This is a genomic window from Halotia branconii CENA392 (genome assembly GCF_029953635.1).
GTDB lineage: Bacteria > Cyanobacteriota > Cyanobacteriia > Cyanobacteriales > Nostocaceae > Halotia > Halotia branconii.
Genome location: NZ_CP124543.1, coordinates 6620267 through 6637409 on the forward strand (window position 1 = coordinate 6620267; position 17143 = coordinate 6637409).

At 41.1% G+C, this 17143-nt stretch carries 13 protein-coding genes and 1 tRNA gene; 10 read left to right on the forward strand and 4 right to left on the reverse strand.

What is annotated here, in order from left to right:
- The first annotated feature begins 110 nt into the window (after positions 1-110).
- Positions 111-1277, forward strand: a complete 1167-nt coding sequence (locus QI031_RS29060) for a beta-ketoacyl-ACP synthase (RefSeq protein WP_281483011.1) — start codon at positions 111-113, stop codon at positions 1275-1277.
- Between the two features lie 4 nt (positions 1278-1281).
- On the opposite strand, the gene QI031_RS29065 is transcribed toward QI031_RS29060, so the two are convergent.
- Positions 1282-2433 (reverse strand): phosphotransferase, encoded by a 1152-nt coding sequence (locus QI031_RS29065; RefSeq protein ID WP_281483012.1) that lies wholly within the window; start codon positions 2431-2433, stop codon positions 1282-1284.
- Positions 2434-2532: 99 nt separating this feature from the next.
- On the opposite strand from QI031_RS29065, the gene QI031_RS29070 reads away from it, so the two are divergent.
- The 4 genes from QI031_RS29070 (at position 2533) to QI031_RS29085 (ending at position 8585) form a co-directional block, all read left to right on the forward strand.
- On the forward strand, positions 2533-3969 hold the full coding sequence (locus QI031_RS29070) for a folate/biopterin family MFS transporter (protein ID WP_281483013.1): 1437 nt from the start codon (positions 2533-2535) through the stop codon (positions 3967-3969).
- Positions 3970-4397: 428 nt separating this feature from the next.
- Positions 4398-5897 (forward strand): carotenoid oxygenase family protein, encoded by a 1500-nt coding sequence (locus tag QI031_RS29075; protein ID WP_281483014.1) that lies wholly within the window; start codon positions 4398-4400, stop codon positions 5895-5897.
- A gap of 123 nt (positions 5898-6020) precedes the next feature.
- Positions 6021-7310 carry a Glu/Leu/Phe/Val family dehydrogenase gene (locus tag QI031_RS29080; RefSeq protein ID WP_281483015.1) on the forward strand — a complete coding sequence of 430 codons (1290 nt, stop codon included), beginning with the start codon at positions 6021-6023 and terminating at the stop codon, positions 7308-7310.
- A gap of 1038 nt (positions 7311-8348) precedes the next feature.
- A complete protein-coding gene (locus QI031_RS29085) occupies positions 8349-8585 on the forward strand; it encodes a hypothetical protein (protein ID WP_281483016.1) in 237 nt (78 codons plus the stop codon).
- Between the two features lie 66 nt (positions 8586-8651).
- On the opposite strand, the gene QI031_RS29090 is transcribed toward QI031_RS29085, so the two are convergent.
- Entirely contained in the window at positions 8652-9452 is an 801-nt protein-coding gene (locus QI031_RS29090; RefSeq protein ID WP_281483017.1) for a TrmH family RNA methyltransferase, read from the reverse strand.
- Between the two features lie 40 nt (positions 9453-9492).
- Positions 9493-9574, reverse strand: a tRNA-Leu gene (locus QI031_RS29095).
- A 399-nt stretch (positions 9575-9973) separates the two neighbouring features.
- Between QI031_RS29095 and murA the strand changes: the two genes are divergently transcribed.
- The 5 genes from murA (at position 9974) to QI031_RS29120 (ending at position 15339) form a co-directional block, all read left to right on the forward strand.
- Positions 9974-11353 (forward strand): UDP-N-acetylglucosamine 1-carboxyvinyltransferase, encoded by a 1380-nt coding sequence (gene murA / locus QI031_RS29100; RefSeq protein WP_281486152.1) that lies wholly within the window; start codon positions 9974-9976, stop codon positions 11351-11353.
- A gap of 233 nt (positions 11354-11586) precedes the next feature.
- On the forward strand, positions 11587-12462 hold the full coding sequence (locus QI031_RS29105) for a M48 family metallopeptidase (protein ID WP_281483018.1): 876 nt from the start codon (positions 11587-11589) through the stop codon (positions 12460-12462).
- Between the two features lie 125 nt (positions 12463-12587).
- Positions 12588-12791, forward strand: coding sequence for a hypothetical protein (locus tag QI031_RS29110; protein WP_281483019.1), 204 nt, complete (start codon positions 12588-12590; stop codon positions 12789-12791).
- Positions 12792-12823: 32 nt separating this feature from the next.
- A complete protein-coding gene (locus QI031_RS29115) occupies positions 12824-13837 on the forward strand; it encodes a zinc-dependent alcohol dehydrogenase family protein (protein ID WP_281483020.1) in 1014 nt (337 codons plus the stop codon).
- 1265 nt (positions 13838-15102) lie between these two features.
- A complete protein-coding gene (locus tag QI031_RS29120; protein ID WP_281483021.1) occupies positions 15103-15339 on the forward strand; it encodes a hypothetical protein in 237 nt (78 codons plus the stop codon).
- 153 nt (positions 15340-15492) lie between these two features.
- Here the strand turns inward: QI031_RS29120 and QI031_RS29125 are convergent, their stop codons facing one another.
- Positions 15493-16968, reverse strand: a complete 1476-nt coding sequence (locus QI031_RS29125; RefSeq protein WP_281483022.1) for a DUF3131 domain-containing protein — start codon at positions 16966-16968, stop codon at positions 15493-15495.
- Between the last annotated feature and the right edge of the window lie 175 nt (positions 16969-17143).

The window sequence follows — 17143 nt, forward strand, 5'->3', positions numbered from 1 at the left end:
GTTCTTTTCTCAACTCTCCTTGTCCCCAATTCCTTTTCTTCTCCATGCCCCATGACGGCAGTTGCTCTACTTGGGGAAACCCCAAGACCGCACTGCCTCCCCAATGCCCTATGCCCCATACCCCATTGGTTAAAGTCGTTATCACTGGTATTGGTTTAGTTTCTGCTTTAGGCACAAGCCTAGAGGAGAGTTGGCAAAAATTAATTGCGGCTAAATCTGGAATTAAATGGTATCAACCATTTCCAAAACTCGAACCGTTTCCTTTAGGCTTGATTGGTCAACAACCAGCAAAATTAAAAAGACTGACCCAAACAGTTGTCGCTGCTGCATTGCAAGATAGCGGCTTAAATCCTCCTTTACCCGACTGTGCTGTGGTTATTGGATCAAGTCGCAGTCATCAGGGATCTTGGGAGTTGCTAGCACGACAAATGCATGGGTATGATTCCACCACCTGGGAAAACAAAGAGGTGGTTTTAGAAGATTGGTTAAATACCCTACCCCATACAAATGCGATCGCAGCGGCACGACAAATTGGCGCAACAGGCACAGTTTTAGCACCGATGGCAGCTTGTGCTACTGGTATTTGGGCGCTTGCTCAAGCGGCTCTACTCGTGCAAACTGGTCAATATCAAAGAGCGATCGCTGGAGCAGTAGAAGCACCAATTACACCTTTAACTTTGGCAGGTTTTCAGCAAATGGGGGCTTTAGCGAAGACTGGGGCTTATCCCTTTGATTTGCGCCGAGAAGGTTTAGTTTTAGGTGAAGGCGCAGCCGTATTTGTCTTGGAATCAGCCGAATTGGCAAAACAGCGTCAGGCAAAAATTTATGGTGAAATTCTCGGTTTTGGCTTGACAACAGACGCATATCATCCCAACCAGCCAGAACCAGCAGGTAAAAGTGCGATCGCTGCTATCAAGCAATGCCTAGAACGCAGTAACCTAACACTAGCTGATATTGATTATATTCATGCTCATGGTACGGCCACTCTCCTCAATGACCGTATAGAAAGCAAGATAATTCAGCAGTTATTTCCCCAAGGTGTAGCCGTCAGTTCTACTAAAGGAGCTACAGGTCATACATTAGGAGCATCAGGAGCTTTGGGTGTGGCTTTTTCTCTGTTGGCATTAAAGCATCAAACTTTACCCCCTTGTGTGGGATTGCAGCAGTCAGAGTTTGATTTAAACTTAGTTACAGCAGCACACTACAGTAAAATTCAGCAAGTGCTGTGTTTCAGTTTTGGCTTTGGTGGTCAAAATGCGATCATTGCTTTGAGATAAATATCTAGTTAGTAAAAATTGCTGCCATCTTAGTTGTATTTTCCTCAAACCACTCTTCTAGCAGAATTGTGTTTATCACTGCATCAACTACACTCTGGCGGGTTGCTTTCCCTTCAAGAAACCAGCCTGTCCAATAAATAATGCAGCTTGCTCTCTGTAAACGCCAAACTAACGCCAGCGCCTCTACCTCAGCCGGAATCAAAGAAATATGCTTGGAATATCCTGCGCTGAAAGTTTGCACAAACTCCCAATGCGGCGTTTCTTGCCAAGAGAATCGGGTGAAATGATCAAGTGCTGCAACATAATCCATTAAGCGCAAATCTGAAGTTGCAAACTCGAAATCCAACACCCCAACTACACGGTTTGCTATCAGCAGAACATTAGGGCTAAGGTAATCTGCATGAGTTGTTTGTACTGGAAGTGTTTTATATAAATTTGGTGCAGCTTCAATAACTTTTGTTAAAAACTTAGTAATGTACTCTTGCTCTTTTAAAGGTAATTTCAGTGATTGCAGTGCTACCAAAGGATCTGTCACTAATGGATGAATATGCTCAAGATCTCCCCATGCTGGTAATTGCGCCATTTCTGCCTCTAAATCAAATTTAGCAAGGGCGTGATGTAATTCTCCAAGTACTTGGCCAACAGCATAAGTATGAGCAAGATTTTTTCGTTCCGCAGGCTGACCTGAAATGAAAGGAAGTAAAGCAACGCGCAGTAATGAGTGATTTTGATTAACTAAAATCAATGTCTCACCCAACAAGTTTGGTATGGGAGTTGGGAGTGCAAACGACAAATTGCATGATTTCAGGTGTGCTAACAGTGAGTGTTCATACTGAATTTGTGCATTGGTTATAGTGTCGTTGTAAAGTTTTAAAACAAAATTGCCAGCTTGTGTTTCTACAAAAAAGGTTGTATTGACTGTACCTTGGTTTGTTGGTTTAACTGTTAAATTACCAAGAAATGACCATTCCCTAAGCACTTCAACAACGTCTTGCATGGATAACTGCAAATTCTGAGGCTTTTGCATAACCGAGTAAAGCACACAGGATATTGTGCCAAGATAGTCAAAAAAGTTGAACAGCAGGATTATTATGACTCTTTTAATAGCCGTTTCGTCAAAAGCGATCGCGCTGAAATAATCCCAAGCTGATGTCAAAAATGTCAAAAAAATGAGCGAATGGACATATCTTGCAACCCACCTCGCAAGAAATCGATATGATAGAAAAGTCGATAAAACTTAAAGAATATTTATCAAATGCTGATTGACTCCTCTGGCTTGTCCAAGGTCAAAGACTCAGTAAAGGAAAAAATTTTCTTCGGTCATGAACCTACTGCCGAATTAATTGCGATTCTTACCGTCTACTTTGTCCAAGGAATTTTAGGATTGGCTCGTCTAGCCGTCAGCTTTTTCCTAAAAGATGAATTGTTACTCAGTCCAGCGCAGGTGTCCGCCCTCATGGGAATTGTCGCCCTACCTTGGATTATCAAGCCAGTGTTTGGTTTTGTATCCGATGGCTTACCCATATTTGGCTACCGCCGCCGTCCGTATTTGGTGCTATCTGGGATACTAGGAGCCGTTTCTTGGGTGAGTCTGGCAACAATAGTTGATACTAGCTGGGCGGCTACAGCAGTCATTGCTCTTGGTTCGCTCTCTGTTGCCGTTAGTGATGTAATAGCTGACTCACTGGTTGTAGAACGAGCCAGAGTCGAGTCACAAGCGGATGCAGGTTCCCTACAATCTCTGTGTTGGGGTGCTTCCGCTGTTGGAGGTTTAGTAACAGCATACTTTAGTGGAATGCTACTCCAACATTTCACTACCCGTACTGTATTTTTGATTACTGCTTCGTTTCCTCTTATCGTCTCCGCAGTAGCTTGGTTAATTGCCGAGTCTCCCGTCAGCAAAGACAAGAGCGAAAGTGATAACACTAATTCTTTAAGTGTTAGGCATCAACTGGTACAATTACGCCGAGCCATCACCCAAAAAGCCATTTGGCTACCAACAGTATTTGTATTTATTTGGCTATCGACTCCCACAGCAGAATCAGCCTTTTTCTTCTTCACAACCAACGAACTCCACTTTGAACCAGAATTTTTGGGGCGAGTCCGGTTGGTAACTAGTGCTGCTTCTTTAATTGGGATTTGGATTTTTCAGCGTTTTTTGAAAAGCGTCTCATTTCGTGTCATTTTTGGTTGGAGTACTGTTATTTCAGCGATGTTGGGTATGACAATGCTGTTGCTAGTAACTCACACCAACCGAGCTTTAGGTATCGATGACCATTGGTTTAGTTTGGGAGACAGTCTCATACTAACTGTGATGGGTCAAATCTCTTATATGCCAGTGTTGGTATTAGCAGCGAGACTTTGTCCTCCTGGAGTCGAAGCAACTTTATTTGCCTTGTTGATGTCAATATCAAACTTAGCAGCAATGGTTTCTTACGAATTTGGAGCCATGATTATGCATTGGCTGGGCATTACTGAAACCAACTTTGAGTTGCTTTGGCTATTGGTAATCATTACTAACCTCAGCACACTATTACCACTACCGTTCCTTGGTTGGCTGCCTGCTAGCAACTCGGAAACCGAAACTCCAACATTGCAGCCAGCACTAGCAGCAAGCGGTGAACAAGAATTTTTACCTGATTTAATACCTGAGTTAATGCTGCGAGAACCAGAATCAAAAGCAGTTGAATAACGAAGACTTGATTTTACATATAGGACTTACGCAAGAACTCTCTGAAACTCTTATTTCTCTGTGTTCTCTGCGGTTTAATTTTCCGTTACTGGTGCGTAAGTCCTGATAAACAAAAGGGTAAAATATGAAATTATTGCAATTAATTTCGTAGTCAGGGCTAAAGCCCTTTTTGGAGGATTAAGAGAATGTTTAAAAAGTCCCTAATGATGTATCAAATAGTTTGAGATCCCCCTAAATCCCCCTTAAAAAGGGGGACTTTGATTCTAGTTCCCCCCTTTTTAAGGGGGGCTAGGGGGGATCAACAAGTGTCTAAAATCACAGCTAATCACTTTTCAAACAACCTCTAAAGTCCTCTCTACGAGACGCTACGCATAGCTTGCTTCCTCGCAGACACTACAAACCTTTAATTATTTGCGCCGTCCTAATTTATGCAGAATTTAGAAATCGAAAAAAAAGTAACCTTAGAAAAATCTTATGCTCGTGAAGACTGGCAGGGAGGATATCAATCTCTCACTCAAGAATATGATTATTGGATTGATGATGTAGAAGGACAAATTCCCTCAGAACTCCAAGGCACGTTATTTAGAAATGGCCCTGGTTTGCTAGATATAAATGGAGAACGCATTCATCACCCTTTTGATGGTGATGGCATGATTAGCCGAATCAGTTTTATTAATGGTCGCGCTCATTTTCGCAATCGTTTTGTTCATACCGAAGGTTATTTAGCAGAACAAAAAGCTGGAAAAATTCTCTATCGTGGTGTTTTTGGTACTCAAAAAGCCGGTGGTTGGTTAGCTAATTTATTTGATTTTCAAATTAAAAATATTGCCAACACCAACGTTATCTACTGGGGTGGTAAACTTTTAGCATTATGGGAAGCTGCTGAACCGCATCGCCTCGATCCTCATACCTTAGAAACATTAGGCAAAGAGTACTTCAATGGTGTTTTATCAACAGGTGAAGCTTTTGGCGCTCATCCTCGTTTTGACCTTAGTTGCGCTCAAGATGGAGGCGTGCCTTGCTTAGTCAACTTTTCGATTCAGCCAGGACTATCTACTAAAATTACTATTTTTGAACTCAATCTAGCTGGCGAAATTATTAGGAAATACGCTCGTAGTGTTCCAGGTTTTTGTTTTATTCACGACTTTGTAATTACCCCTAATTATTGTATATTCTTTCAAAATCCTGTTATTTTCAACCCCATACCTTTAGCTTTAGGCATACGCGCAGCTGGTGAATGTATTAAGTTTCAACCAAATCAACCAACTCGGATTATAGTTATTCCTCGCAACTGGCAAACAAAGCAAACAGGTGTAAAAATTCTGGAAACTCAATCTGGTTTTGTTTTCCATCACATCAATGCTTTTGAGGTGGAAAAGGAAATTGTAATTGACTCTATTTGTTATGAATCTTTACCCGAAGTTGAGCCAGAAAGTGATTTTCGACAAGTTGATTTTGAAGCGCAATCACCTGGGCAACTTTGGCGGTTTACTCTCAATCTTCAGGATGAGACAGTAAAAAAAGAGTTGATTGAAAACCGCTGTTGTGAGTTTCCGACTATAAATCCAGCTAATGCGGGACAATCTTATCGATATCTGTATATGGGTGCTACTGATCAAGAAACTGGTAATGCTCCTTTGCAAGCGTTGCTGAAGATTGATTTAGAGTCTGGGGAAAGACAACTTTGGAGTGTTGCACCCCGTGGTTTTATGGGTGAACCGATTTTTGTACCGCGTCCAGGTTCAACTAAGGAAGATGATGGTTGGGTATTGGCTTTAGTTTATGATGCTGCTGATCATCGCTCAGATGTGGTGATTTTGGATGCTAATGATTTTGGTAAAGGTGCGATCGCTAGGCTACATCTCCAGCATCATATTCCTTATGGTCTACATGGTAGCTTTACTTCTGAAGTTTTTAAATTGGTCTGATATCATAAAAGCAAAATAAAAATGTAACAAAAACTACAAAATCCTGAATGTCTCAGAAAATCAGGATAAGCTAGGCATATATGTATCCAGTTTGCGAAGACACCGCAACGAGGAGAAAATTTTATGGTTGCAACACCTCTATTGCCGTTGGAAGCAGCTTCTCCAGCGCATATTTGTCCATTTGATCAAGCCTGTAGCTACTTAGAAGCGGCTGCTAAAGAATTAAAGTTAGATCAAGGTTCTCTAGAAATTCTCAGCCACCCACGTAAAGTAGTAACGGTTTCCATTCCTGTGAAACTGGATAATGGGGAAGTACGAGTTCTCGCTGGACATCGAGTGCAGCACTCCGATATCTTAGGCCCCTACAAAGGTGGCATTCGTTACCACCCAGCCGTAACACTGCGGGAAGTGTCAGCCTTAGCAATGTTGATGACTTGGAAATGTGCATTGTTAGGCATTCCCTACGGTGGCGCTAAGGGCGGCATTGCCATAGATCCACAATTATATAGTATTGGTGAACTAGAGAGAATCACTCGTCGCTATACCAGTGAGTTAATTAAAGATATTGGGCCTGCCGTAGACATTCCTGCGCCAGATATGGGTACTTCAGCCCGTGAAATGGCTTGGATGATGGACACTTACTCAGTCAATGTTGGTCATGCTGTACCAGGAGTTGTCACTGGTAAACCACTTTCAGTTGGTGGTTCATTGGGACGAGAAATGGCCACCGGGCGGGGTGTGATGATTATTGTCCGTGAGGCGTTAGCTGAACAAGGCAAACCTTTAGCAGGTATGCGAATTGTCATCCAAGGTTTTGGTAATGTCGGCGGTGCAGCAGCTGAATTATTGTACCAAGCAGGAGCCAAAATTATTGCTGTCTCAACAGCGAAAGGTGGAGTGTTTTCTCCAACAGGTCTTGATATTCCAGCTTTAAAAGCCTACGCCGTGGCAAATCGTAAAAGTGTTGTTGGTTTTTTGCAAGCTACACCAATTAGTAATGCAGATTTACTGACTTTGCCCTGTGATGTGTTGATTCCAGCAGCTTTAGAGAATCAGATCACTGAAGAAAATGTGAATCAAGTACAAGCACAGGTTGTTGCAGAAGCAGCTAATGGCCCAGTTACTCTTAAAGCTAACCAGATTCTAGAGGCGCGGGGTGTGACAGTACTACCAGATATATTGGCAAACGCTGGCGGTGTGGTAGTAAGTTATCTGGAATGGGTACAGGGTCTTTCATATCTATTTTGGGATGAAGAACGCGTTAACCGCGAAATGGAACAGTTAATGGTGCAAGCTTATCACCAAGTAATTCAAGAATCGAAGGTGCGGCAAGTCAACCTCCGACTAGCAGCTTATACGCTTGGTGTAGGTCGTGTAGCGCAAGCACTGAACGATAGAGGTCTTTATCCTTAAGAGAGCGATTTTTTCGGGGGAGAGAGGCGACAATTTAGCAGGGGTTCTACACATTAATCATTCCCCAGTCCCTTTTGTTTAATGCTGTGACATCTGAATCACTGCCATTAGAATTTCTTGATGGTCTTGTCATACCGTTTCACTTGAAAATTGATACAAATAGGCAGCAGGGAGAAAGAATTAAAGACCAATCATCTGTTTCAAATATTTCGTGAAATGGTATTACGGCGTAATAGCTAAAGAGTATATATTAAGATACTTTGAGAGCATAAATGTCAAAAACAGTAATGTTTTTACCAATGAGGTGGAGAGGAAAGAAAACCGTAGAAGGAGAAGAGAGAAGGTATTTCTTTTATCCTTGACCTAGTTCGTAAGACTATTTACTATTTAACCATTACCCCTCTTATTTACTTACTGCTTTCTGCTTTTTGCCCTTTGTCTCTCTTGGTAAGTAAGAGTTGTGGAAATTGTGGAAAACTTCCTAAAAATCTGTTGAAAGAATGGTTAGGGGAACTAATATCTGTGGAAAACTTGTGGAAAACTCCTCTATTTTTTCCACAGAGTAATTATACTTAATCAAAGTTTTCCACAAAATATTATTATTTTTCCACAGAGGAGTTAAATTTAATCAACTTTTAGATTTTACTTAATCAATATCTTACCTTTACTGAACAAAGATTATGAAGAGATAAGACCGATGTAACAGAGTTATTGTCTTCCCACCAAAGAACTCAGAAACCATAAACAGTATTTACTCTGTTAACACTATTTCACGAAATTTTTGAGACAAATTACTCTTCTTAAGGACTTCCAGAAAATCAATTATCCAATTTTTTCAGATAATATTTTTCTTTCTTTCCCTGCGTCCTGCGTCCTATCCCCCTGCGCCCTGCCTCTTCGGTTCCCCCTACTTGCCCAAATGTATCAACTTTGAAGTGAAAGGGTATAACATCTATTTCCAAGCCTCGTAAATTGGCGAAGGTCTTGAACTAAAAGTAAAATTACCTCAGTAAATCAAGATTTTTCGAGTCAATAATTATGGAGTCAAGCCAGAAACCTCAGCGCCACGCCGCTGAACACGAGTTTGAAGAATCTCTCGACCAATTAGAGGATATCCTCCAAGAAAACTTAACTGAGGATGAAGAGGTGGCAAAATTGCCTACCAGTAACGTTAATAAAGCCGACCTTAATCAAGATTTGACAGCTGTTGATTTAGATGCTTTTGAAGATGCAGTTGCAGATATTGAAAAATATTTGGATGAAAAAACCAAATAACGCTAGGCGATTTGTTAATCCATTTTTGTTTATTTACGGGGATTATGAATTTTTAATTTTTAATTTTTAATTTTTAATTCCCCAAAGGGGTTGACTATTTTGCCGTTGGGCTTCATATAACATTAAAGCAGCTGCGATCGCTACATTCAAAGACTCCACTCCTGGACTCAGGGGAATTTTCACTTGCTTGTCTGCTAGAGTTGCTAAATCTGACGATAACCCAGCACCTTCATTTCCCAGTAAGATTAAACTGGGTTTTCGCCAATCTACCTCCCAATAAGTTAAAGTTGCACTCGGCAAGGTTGCTATTACTTGCATTCCTGACTGCTGACAATGTTGTACTGTTGCTGGCAAATCTTCACTCACTGCTGTTGTTAAGCGAAACCACTGTCCAGCAGAAGCGCGTAAAACTTTGGGGTTATCTAAATCTACACTATCGCTACTGAGCCATAGCCCCGATGCACCAGCTGCCGCCGCAGTGCGAATAATAGTACCTAGGTTTCCTGGATCTTGGATAGTTTCTAAGGCCAAAACTAAACCAGTAAAAGGTACTTGATTTGGAGAATCGCCACGTTTTGCTATGGCAATTACCCCATCTGGTTGGACTGTAGTCGCGATCGCCTGTAAAATTTCCTTACTGACAATTTCACAGCGATCGCATTGACTACAAGCTTTTTCCCATAATGAGGGATGAGCTATGTGCCATTCTGGTGTACAGCAAAGCGTTACAAATGGATAATTAACAGCACAAGCTTCTTCTAACAAGTGCGTTCCTTCCAATAAAAATAGCTGTTGCTTGTGTCGCTCTTTGGTAGAGTGCAGCTTGCGGATTTGCTTGACTAAAGGATTTTTTAAGCTGGTTAACACGATTTTAGATTTTGGATTTGAGATTAATCCAAAATTGAGATGCGGAACCCGGGACTTGAACCCGGAAGCCTTGCGGCACTAGAACCTGAATCTAGCGCGTCTGCCAATTCCGCCAGTTCCGCTGACATTCGCTTTTATTGACAATTTACCATTATTGCTTAATGATGGGCATTTGTCAAGTTCACTATTAGATAAGCGCTTACGAAGATTGGGAATTAAAATTGGGAATTATTAATGAGGTTGGGTTTTTTTTGATCCTACCCTTAGTCCATAAAGAACATCACAGTGGTTTTGCTGAGTATTAACTATTACTAAAGTTGTATACTTAGGTGTTTGTTTTGTTGGAAATTATCAAATGTCTATCAGGCTTGCTATTGCTTGCTTTCAGGCTTTAGCTAACATCTTAAAAAAAATTATTCATCTCAGATGTAATGCCAAAATGTAGACAAACCAATTCTTTACTGTAGAATCAAAACCAACTTCTAACTTATAAAATTACGTATTTTTTTGGAGGTAGGCTTATTAATCCTTCTACCAGCTTACCAGATGCCAAACTTTCTCCTGAAGTAGACTCCTCAGTCTTACAAATTTGGGGGGGGCATCCTTTGCGAGGTAATGTGAAAATTAGCGGGGCTAAAAATTCAGCATTGGTAATCATGGCTGGAGCCTTGCTATGTTCAGGAGATTGTCGCATCCGCAATGTTCCTTTATTGGCGGATGTAGAGCGCATGAGTCAGGTTTTGTCAGCTTTAGGTCTGCGCTTAACACGACAAGACGACATTTTAGATATTAATGCTAGCGAGATTACTACCTCAAAAGCTCCCTACGAACTAGTTACCCAATTGCGGGCAAGTTTTTTTGCCATCGGTTCAATTCTGGCAAGATTGGGTGTAGCACAAATGCCATTACCGGGCGGTTGTGCAATTGGAGCTAGGCCAGTAGATTTGCACGTGCGAGGGCTGCAAGCAATGGGAGCCGAAGTGCAGATCGAACATGGCATTTGTAATGCTTATGTTCCAGGTAGCAACAACAGATTAAAAGGAGCCAAAATTTATCTAGATACTCCCAGCGTCGGAGCAACAGAAACGTTGATGATGGCCGCTACCCTAGCCGATGGTGAAACAATCCTCGAAAATGCTGCTAGGGAACCAGAAGTCGTTGATTTGGCTAACTTCTGCAATGCGATGGGAGCTAAAATTCAGGGTGCGGGAACTAGTACGATTACAATCGTTGGTGTTCCTAAACTGCATTCTGTTGACTACAGCATTATTCCCGATCGCATTGAAGCAGGAACGTTCTTAGTGGCTGGCGCTATCACTCGCTCAGAAATTAGTCTCTCACCAGTATTACCAGACCATTTAATCCCCGTGATTGCCAAACTGCGGGAAATTGGAGTGACAATCGTTGAAGACAGTGCTGAATGCTTACGTGTTTTGCCAACAGATAGTCTCAGAGCCGCAGATATTGAAACCTTGCCTCATCCAGGCTTTCCTACCGATATGCAAGCACCGTTTATGGCTTTACTGACATTGGCAGAAGGTGACAGCTTGATTAACGAATCTGTATTTGAAAACCGCTTGCGTCATGCTTCCGAACTAAATCGCTTAGGAGCAGATATTCGTGTCAAAGGTAATGCGGCTTTTGTGAGAGGAGTGCCAATATTATCGGGCGCACCAGTATTAGGTACAGATTTGCGGGCATCCGCAGCCTTAGTCTTAGCAGGACTAGCAGCTGAGGGACAAACTACCATTCAAGGATTGCACCACCTTGATCGCGGCTACGATCGCCTAGATATGAAGTTGCAGCAATTAGGAGCTAAAATTCTGCGTGTGGGCGAAGCGCCAACAGATGCAGAACTTTCTCCCAACGGCAGTATTTCTCCATCATCTGTTTCGACATAGTACAAGGAGGCAGGGGGCAGAGGACAAGGGACAAGGGGCAGGGAGCAGGGGAGAAGAGGAAAAAGTGTTAACCATAAATGGATAAATGCGAAGTAGTTTCAAACTCCCCCTTGCACCCTGCCCCGTTCCCCCCTGCCTCTTCTCCCCATGCCCATTTTCATAATGGCTACTTATCTCTCGTTATACTAACTGTGGGAGGCTGTTGATATTTTGTTTTTCCAGCTGGCTACATCATGTCGTTCTTTAAAACCCCACTAATTGGTTTAAAAGCTGACTCATTTCGTCATCCGTTAGATTTAGAAGCAACTAAATCTCTCAAGCAGATACCAGGTCTAGACTTGATGGTCAGGAATTGGCTAGGACCAATGGCAGAGCAGATTTTTTATGTGGAAAATATTGCCTCTAGTATTCTGGTAGGTGAAAAACAACTACCTGATTTACACAGGCTATTGTTAGAAGCTTGCAAAACTTTAGATTTAGAACCTCCCCAGTTATATGTCCGGCAGCATCCGGCTCCTAATGCTTATACTTTTGCGATGCGGGGTAAGCAACCTTTTGTTGTATTACATACTTCTTTGATTGATATCCTCACACCAGAGGAAATTCAAGCAGTAATTGCCCATGAATTGGGGCATCTCAAGTGTGACCATAGTGTTTACTTAACGCCTGTAAATTTATTGATTTTAGCAGCGGCAATTGTGCCGAATGTGGGGGCTTTTATTGCTCAAGCGATACAGGCACAACTTTTAGAATGGGTACGCTGTGCTGAGTTTACCTGCGATCGCGCTGCTTTGTTAGCAACTCAAGACCCCAAAGTTGTAATGTCTGTATTAATGAAGTTGGCTGGTGGTTCACCGACTTTAGCACCGCAACTTAACCTTGATGCCTTTGTTGACCAAGCTCGTGCTTACGATGATATTAGCAAAACTGAAATCGGTGAATTGGTCAAAGAAGCCCGCACTTCTCAATTAACGCATCCAGTACCAGTGTTGCGGGCAAAAGAAATTGACCGTTGGGCAAGCAGTATAGAATATCAATCTCTATTGCAAAATCACGGCAAGAAGAATACTAGCGAAACTTTACCTACATTGGGTTGGCGGAACTGGTAAATTTACCAGAGAGAGGCAAAGGCTAAAGGGGGAAGGACTATGGTAAAAATTCAAGATATTTTCTTCACTCCCCCTGCTCCCTGCCCCCTGCCTCTTCTTCCCAATGCCCAATGAGGTATTTTTAAATGAATGTTTCTATCCGTTTATTGCAAGCAAACGAGTTAGCTATTGCTGATCACGTTTTTCGGTTAGCCTTTGGTACATTTGTAGGATTACCTGAGCCAACAGAATTTTATGGAGATGCTGCTTACATAGAAGTAGCAATGCATAGACCCAATGAACCTGCATACAATCGCCCTGATGTTTTTGCACTAGATGACTGGCGATAGTAGCATTGAAGCTATGGAAAAAAAGAAATCTTATGAAAGCTTACGAGATTCAAAGTAACGCAGGGATTGATGCTCTAACGTTAGTTGATCGTCCTGAACCCCAACCCGCAGCAGGTCAAGTTCTAATCAAAGTTAAAGCAACATCCCTAAATTACCGCGATTTATTGGTTGCTGAAGGAGCCTACGGTGCTGGACAGAAGTATCCCCTCATTCCCATGTCTGATGGTGCAGGGGAAGTTGTAGCGGTGGGTGGAGGTGTGACGCGGGTGAAAGTAGGCAATCGCGTCGCTGGTATCTTCTTCCAAGACTGGATTTATGGCTCTTTAGCTAAAGAAACCATGAAGTCGGATTTGGGAGGCGGTATCGATGGGATGCTTGCGGAATATGTAGTTTTAAATCAAGATGGTTTAGTAAAATTACCTGATCATTTGTCTTATACTGAGGGCGCAACTCTACCTTGTGCCGCCGTCACGGCTTGGCACGCTCTAGTAACAAAAGGTAATATTAGCGCAGGTGATAGTGTTTTATTACTTGGTACTGGTGGCGTTTCTATGTTTGCCCTCCAGTTTGCCAAGATTAACGGTGCTAAGGTAATTATCACTTCTAGCAGTGATGAAAAATTAGCACGAGCAAGAGAATTGGGTGCTGATGAAACAATCAACTACAAAACAACTCCAGATTGGGAAAAGCAAGTCTATCAATTAACTAATCGTATCGGTGTAGATCATGTAGTGGAAGTAGGTGGTGCAGGAACTTTACCTAAATCTTTGCAAGCAGCTAGAATTGGGGGAAGAATTAGCTTAATTGGCGTATTGTCAGGCAGAGGAAATGAGATTGACCCTATGCCTATACTTTTCAAAAGTTTAGCAGTACAGGGAATTTATGTAGGCAGTAGAGAAATGTTTGAGGCGATGAACAAAGTAATTGCCCAACATCAACTACAGCCAATTCTTGATCAAATTTTTCCTTTTACAGAAGCGAAGGAAGTTTATTCTTACCTCAAAAGTGCTGCTCACTTCGGTAAGATTGTGATTCAGATGGAATAATCTTTATTCTCAAATTAAGTCCATGAATTAAGGCGATCGCGGTTAGTCTTTTTGACCTACTATGTGCGAAATTGAACAGACATTTAATAGTTAGGGTCTACTGAATAGCTTTAAAAGTCCTGTCTTGTAAGCTTTTCAGGGTATTTTTTGAGAAAAAAGTGCAACAGAATAAGAGTATAAAGCTTAAAAACCTTGGATATCAAATTTTTTGAACTCCAAAAGATTGGCAACTATAGTCTCTGTTTACTACTGCCACCAAAGGACTTTTTCAGCAAGTCCTAGTTATAAGTTTAACCTATAACTAATAATTTAATTGCTCTTTTTTAGCTCAATTAATGTTAATTAAATTTACTTTTTGATAACGAAGTTATATTATATCATAAGAATTTTAACTAACTTGTATAAAACGGTTTTTTATAATAAAAACTGATATCTGTACTATAGAAACAAGACTTACGCAAAAATAACGTAACTCCGTCATTACGAGCGATAGCGAAGTAATCTACCCTAACGCTGGGATTGCTTCCCTACACTCCGTTCCGGTCGCAATGACAATATCGGCGTTGCGTAATACCATTTCACGAAATTATTGATACAAATTACTTTTCTTACTCTCCCTGCTTCTTCTGCTTCCCCAAATGTATCAACTTTAAAGTGAAACGGTATAAGTCCTAAGAAATATTCTTAATAGCAATCCTAAAAAGATATTCAAACATTTTAAAAATATGTGTATTCAAATACCTTAATAAAGGTGATAGTATTAATTGATTTAAGAAAATATCCGGATATCAAAAAAAATGAGTGTATTGAGAAGTAAATTAACTGTGCAATGTCTGACTAGAAGCGACTCTAACACAGAGTCGGAAGCTGGCCATTGGACTTTTCTTTGCGCTTAGGCACTAATTAACTACAGGGAAATATGTGAATTGTTATTTGAAATCTAATTTATTTTGTATCTTTTAAGACAGCTATAACTTTTAAAACACTGTTACTAGCTTTACTTACATCCATTGATACAAACAGTTAAGACATGATGATTGCCATAGTTTTAGATTGAGGCTTGTTTTTACTTTTTTATTTGCTACTTAAGGCTTTGAAGTTTGTAGCAAACTGCAATTTAATTGGTCTCAAATGTAGCACTAAGTATTGACAATTTCTAAATAATCGAATAACAAGGTGGCAGCATCATAAAAAAAGGCGTTAATACATCCCGGCCAAGAGACTAAATAACGCCTTTCGAGAAAATTAATACGGATAACATAATCATGCCACAAAATACTGATTACCAAGCTGCCAATTCCGAAACTCAGGCCGTTGCTTACAAAGAGCGTCTTAATTCTTGGGCGATCGCTCGTTTACTTCCTGATGCACAACGCGAAATTGTTGCTCGTTTTCGTAGCCGTTCCGATGCAGATGGTTACATGCAACACCTGATGCAAATAAAGCCTAATTCTTCTTTCATGGTTGTTTTTGATTGCAAACGCGAAGAAGTTGCAATTTAAAACCTCAAAAATAAAGAGTCATTGATTTGGGTATTTGTGCTTCTATCTAGTGTGTAAAAAACTCAGCTTTGTTGGAAGGTAGGGTATGGAAAAAGAATAAACACCCCGTACCCTACACACAATTAAAAGTTAAAAATTATGATTCTTAAATTTTTAATTTTTAATTTTTAATTTTTCATTACTCCCAGGTTTGACTCCTGCCCAAACAGTGAGAGGCTGTCCGACTTGCTTGTACAACAAGCTTTCTAGAATTACGCCGTTATTGTTAGCTGTAAGAGCTTTATTCGGCTGATGCAGAGATTCATAGAAACCGTTGTACCAGCCATCTTTGGATTTAAGATTTGTTTGGACGAAATCAAATAGTTGGTTGGTGTAAGCAGTGTGATAAAGTACGTGCCAGCCGATCGCAGCTTTGGTACTGAGAAACCGCAAATTGTTATGATTTTCTTGTGTATCTGTGATCGTCGCCCAAGATTCACCGTTGACGAATAAGCTGCCATAAACGAAGTAAGGAGCGCGATCCAAGTTATCTTCTGTGACTGCGGTTAATTGTTTGGTAGCTTGATAACGCGCCTGTTGAGCAGCTAAAATTCTATCGGCATAGGCTTTAGGCAAAGCTTGAAATCCAGTTTCAATGCCATCTAGAATATACGGTTCACTAAGGACGTAGTTATTAGCGCCAGAGTTTTGATAATCGCGGCGATCATAAGGAACTCCTTCACCGTAAAGATTCACAAAATTAGTGTGAGACTGATAATCTAAAGCTTGTTTGACATGCAAGCCCCAGAGTTTCAAACCATAAGCAGCATAATTTTCGTAGCCTAAACGTCCTTCTTGGTTGTACTGTTCTTTACCTTTAACAACGGCAGTACCGTACATTTGTCCTTTTTTGGTGAGTCGTTCAACTTGCCAATACTTCCAGACGGCTTCTGTTTGCGATCGCAACTGGGGATACTTAGCTCCGACAATTTTCAGCCAAATTGCCATCCGTCCCAAATCGATTGCCGACCAACCAATTTCTTCACGTTTGTCTAGTTGACCATAATTTACGGGTACAAGAGTTTTGGAGTTGTAAACTTTATTTGGCAGTTCTTCTTTATACAAAGGCATAGATGCCAAAGTTTTCAAAGTTTTATTCATTTTGGCTGCAAATTCTGCCGCCGATACTATATTAAGTTCTTTGGCACTGACTAAAGCAGCGATCGCAGCTGCTTGATCCCACATAGTTACCGAGGTAAAACCATCGACAGAATTGACCAAGCCAGTTTCATCATTCCAGTTGCGCTGGAAGTATAACCAAGCTTGACGTGCAGTTGTTATCTCCTCTGGAGTTAAAGATCCAGAACCAGGAGCAACATAAGGAGTAATGGCTACTGTTAATTGGCTGGGAGTGACAGGTTGACCAGGTAAAACTACAGATTTGGCATCAAGATTAGCAATTGTTTCAGCATCTAGAGGCGAAACAACTGGTTGGGATGTTGAGATTTGAGGTTTTTCAATTAAAGAAGTTTTAGTCAGTTGCTTAGACCAAAAATTGAAAATTGCGATCGCAGCTACAGCCGTGACAAGACCTCCGACAGAAGCCAGTAAGGACAAGCTTTTTGGTGGTGGTTGAAAATCAGAACTCATAATTAGTTATTAAAGCCTAGTTTGGGAAATTGCTGCTATTTGGCGTGTTTTACCAAGCTTCATTCTTCCCACCTTTGAAATCTAACTAACAGCCAAGATTTTCTGTTCTTACTTCTTATTAATTGCGGGATGATTTTTGTCACGCAGAGGCGCAGCGAAAAGTTCCTCGTTCGCG

Coding starts and splice junctions, on each gene's coding strand:
- QI031_RS29060 (WP_281483011.1), top strand. CDS start 111: ATGCCCCATACCCCATTGGTTAAAGTCGTTATCACTGGTATTGGTTTA.
- QI031_RS29070 (WP_281483013.1), top strand. CDS start 2,533: ATGCTGATTGACTCCTCTGGCTTGTCCAAGGTCAAAGACTCAGTAAAG.
- QI031_RS29075 (WP_281483014.1), top strand. CDS start 4,398: ATGCAGAATTTAGAAATCGAAAAAAAAGTAACCTTAGAAAAATCTTAT.
- QI031_RS29080 (WP_281483015.1), top strand. CDS start 6,021: ATGGTTGCAACACCTCTATTGCCGTTGGAAGCAGCTTCTCCAGCGCAT.
- QI031_RS29085 (WP_281483016.1), top strand. CDS start 8,349: ATGGAGTCAAGCCAGAAACCTCAGCGCCACGCCGCTGAACACGAGTTT.
- QI031_RS29105 (WP_281483018.1), top strand. CDS start 11,587: ATGTCGTTCTTTAAAACCCCACTAATTGGTTTAAAAGCTGACTCATTT.
- QI031_RS29110 (WP_281483019.1), top strand. CDS start 12,588: ATGAATGTTTCTATCCGTTTATTGCAAGCAAACGAGTTAGCTATTGCT.
- QI031_RS29115 (WP_281483020.1), top strand. CDS start 12,824: ATGAAAGCTTACGAGATTCAAAGTAACGCAGGGATTGATGCTCTAACG.
- QI031_RS29120 (WP_281483021.1), top strand. CDS start 15,103: ATGCCACAAAATACTGATTACCAAGCTGCCAATTCCGAAACTCAGGCC.
- QI031_RS29125 (WP_281483022.1), bottom strand. CDS start 16,968: ATGAGTTCTGATTTTCAACCACCACCAAAAAGCTTGTCCTTACTGGCT.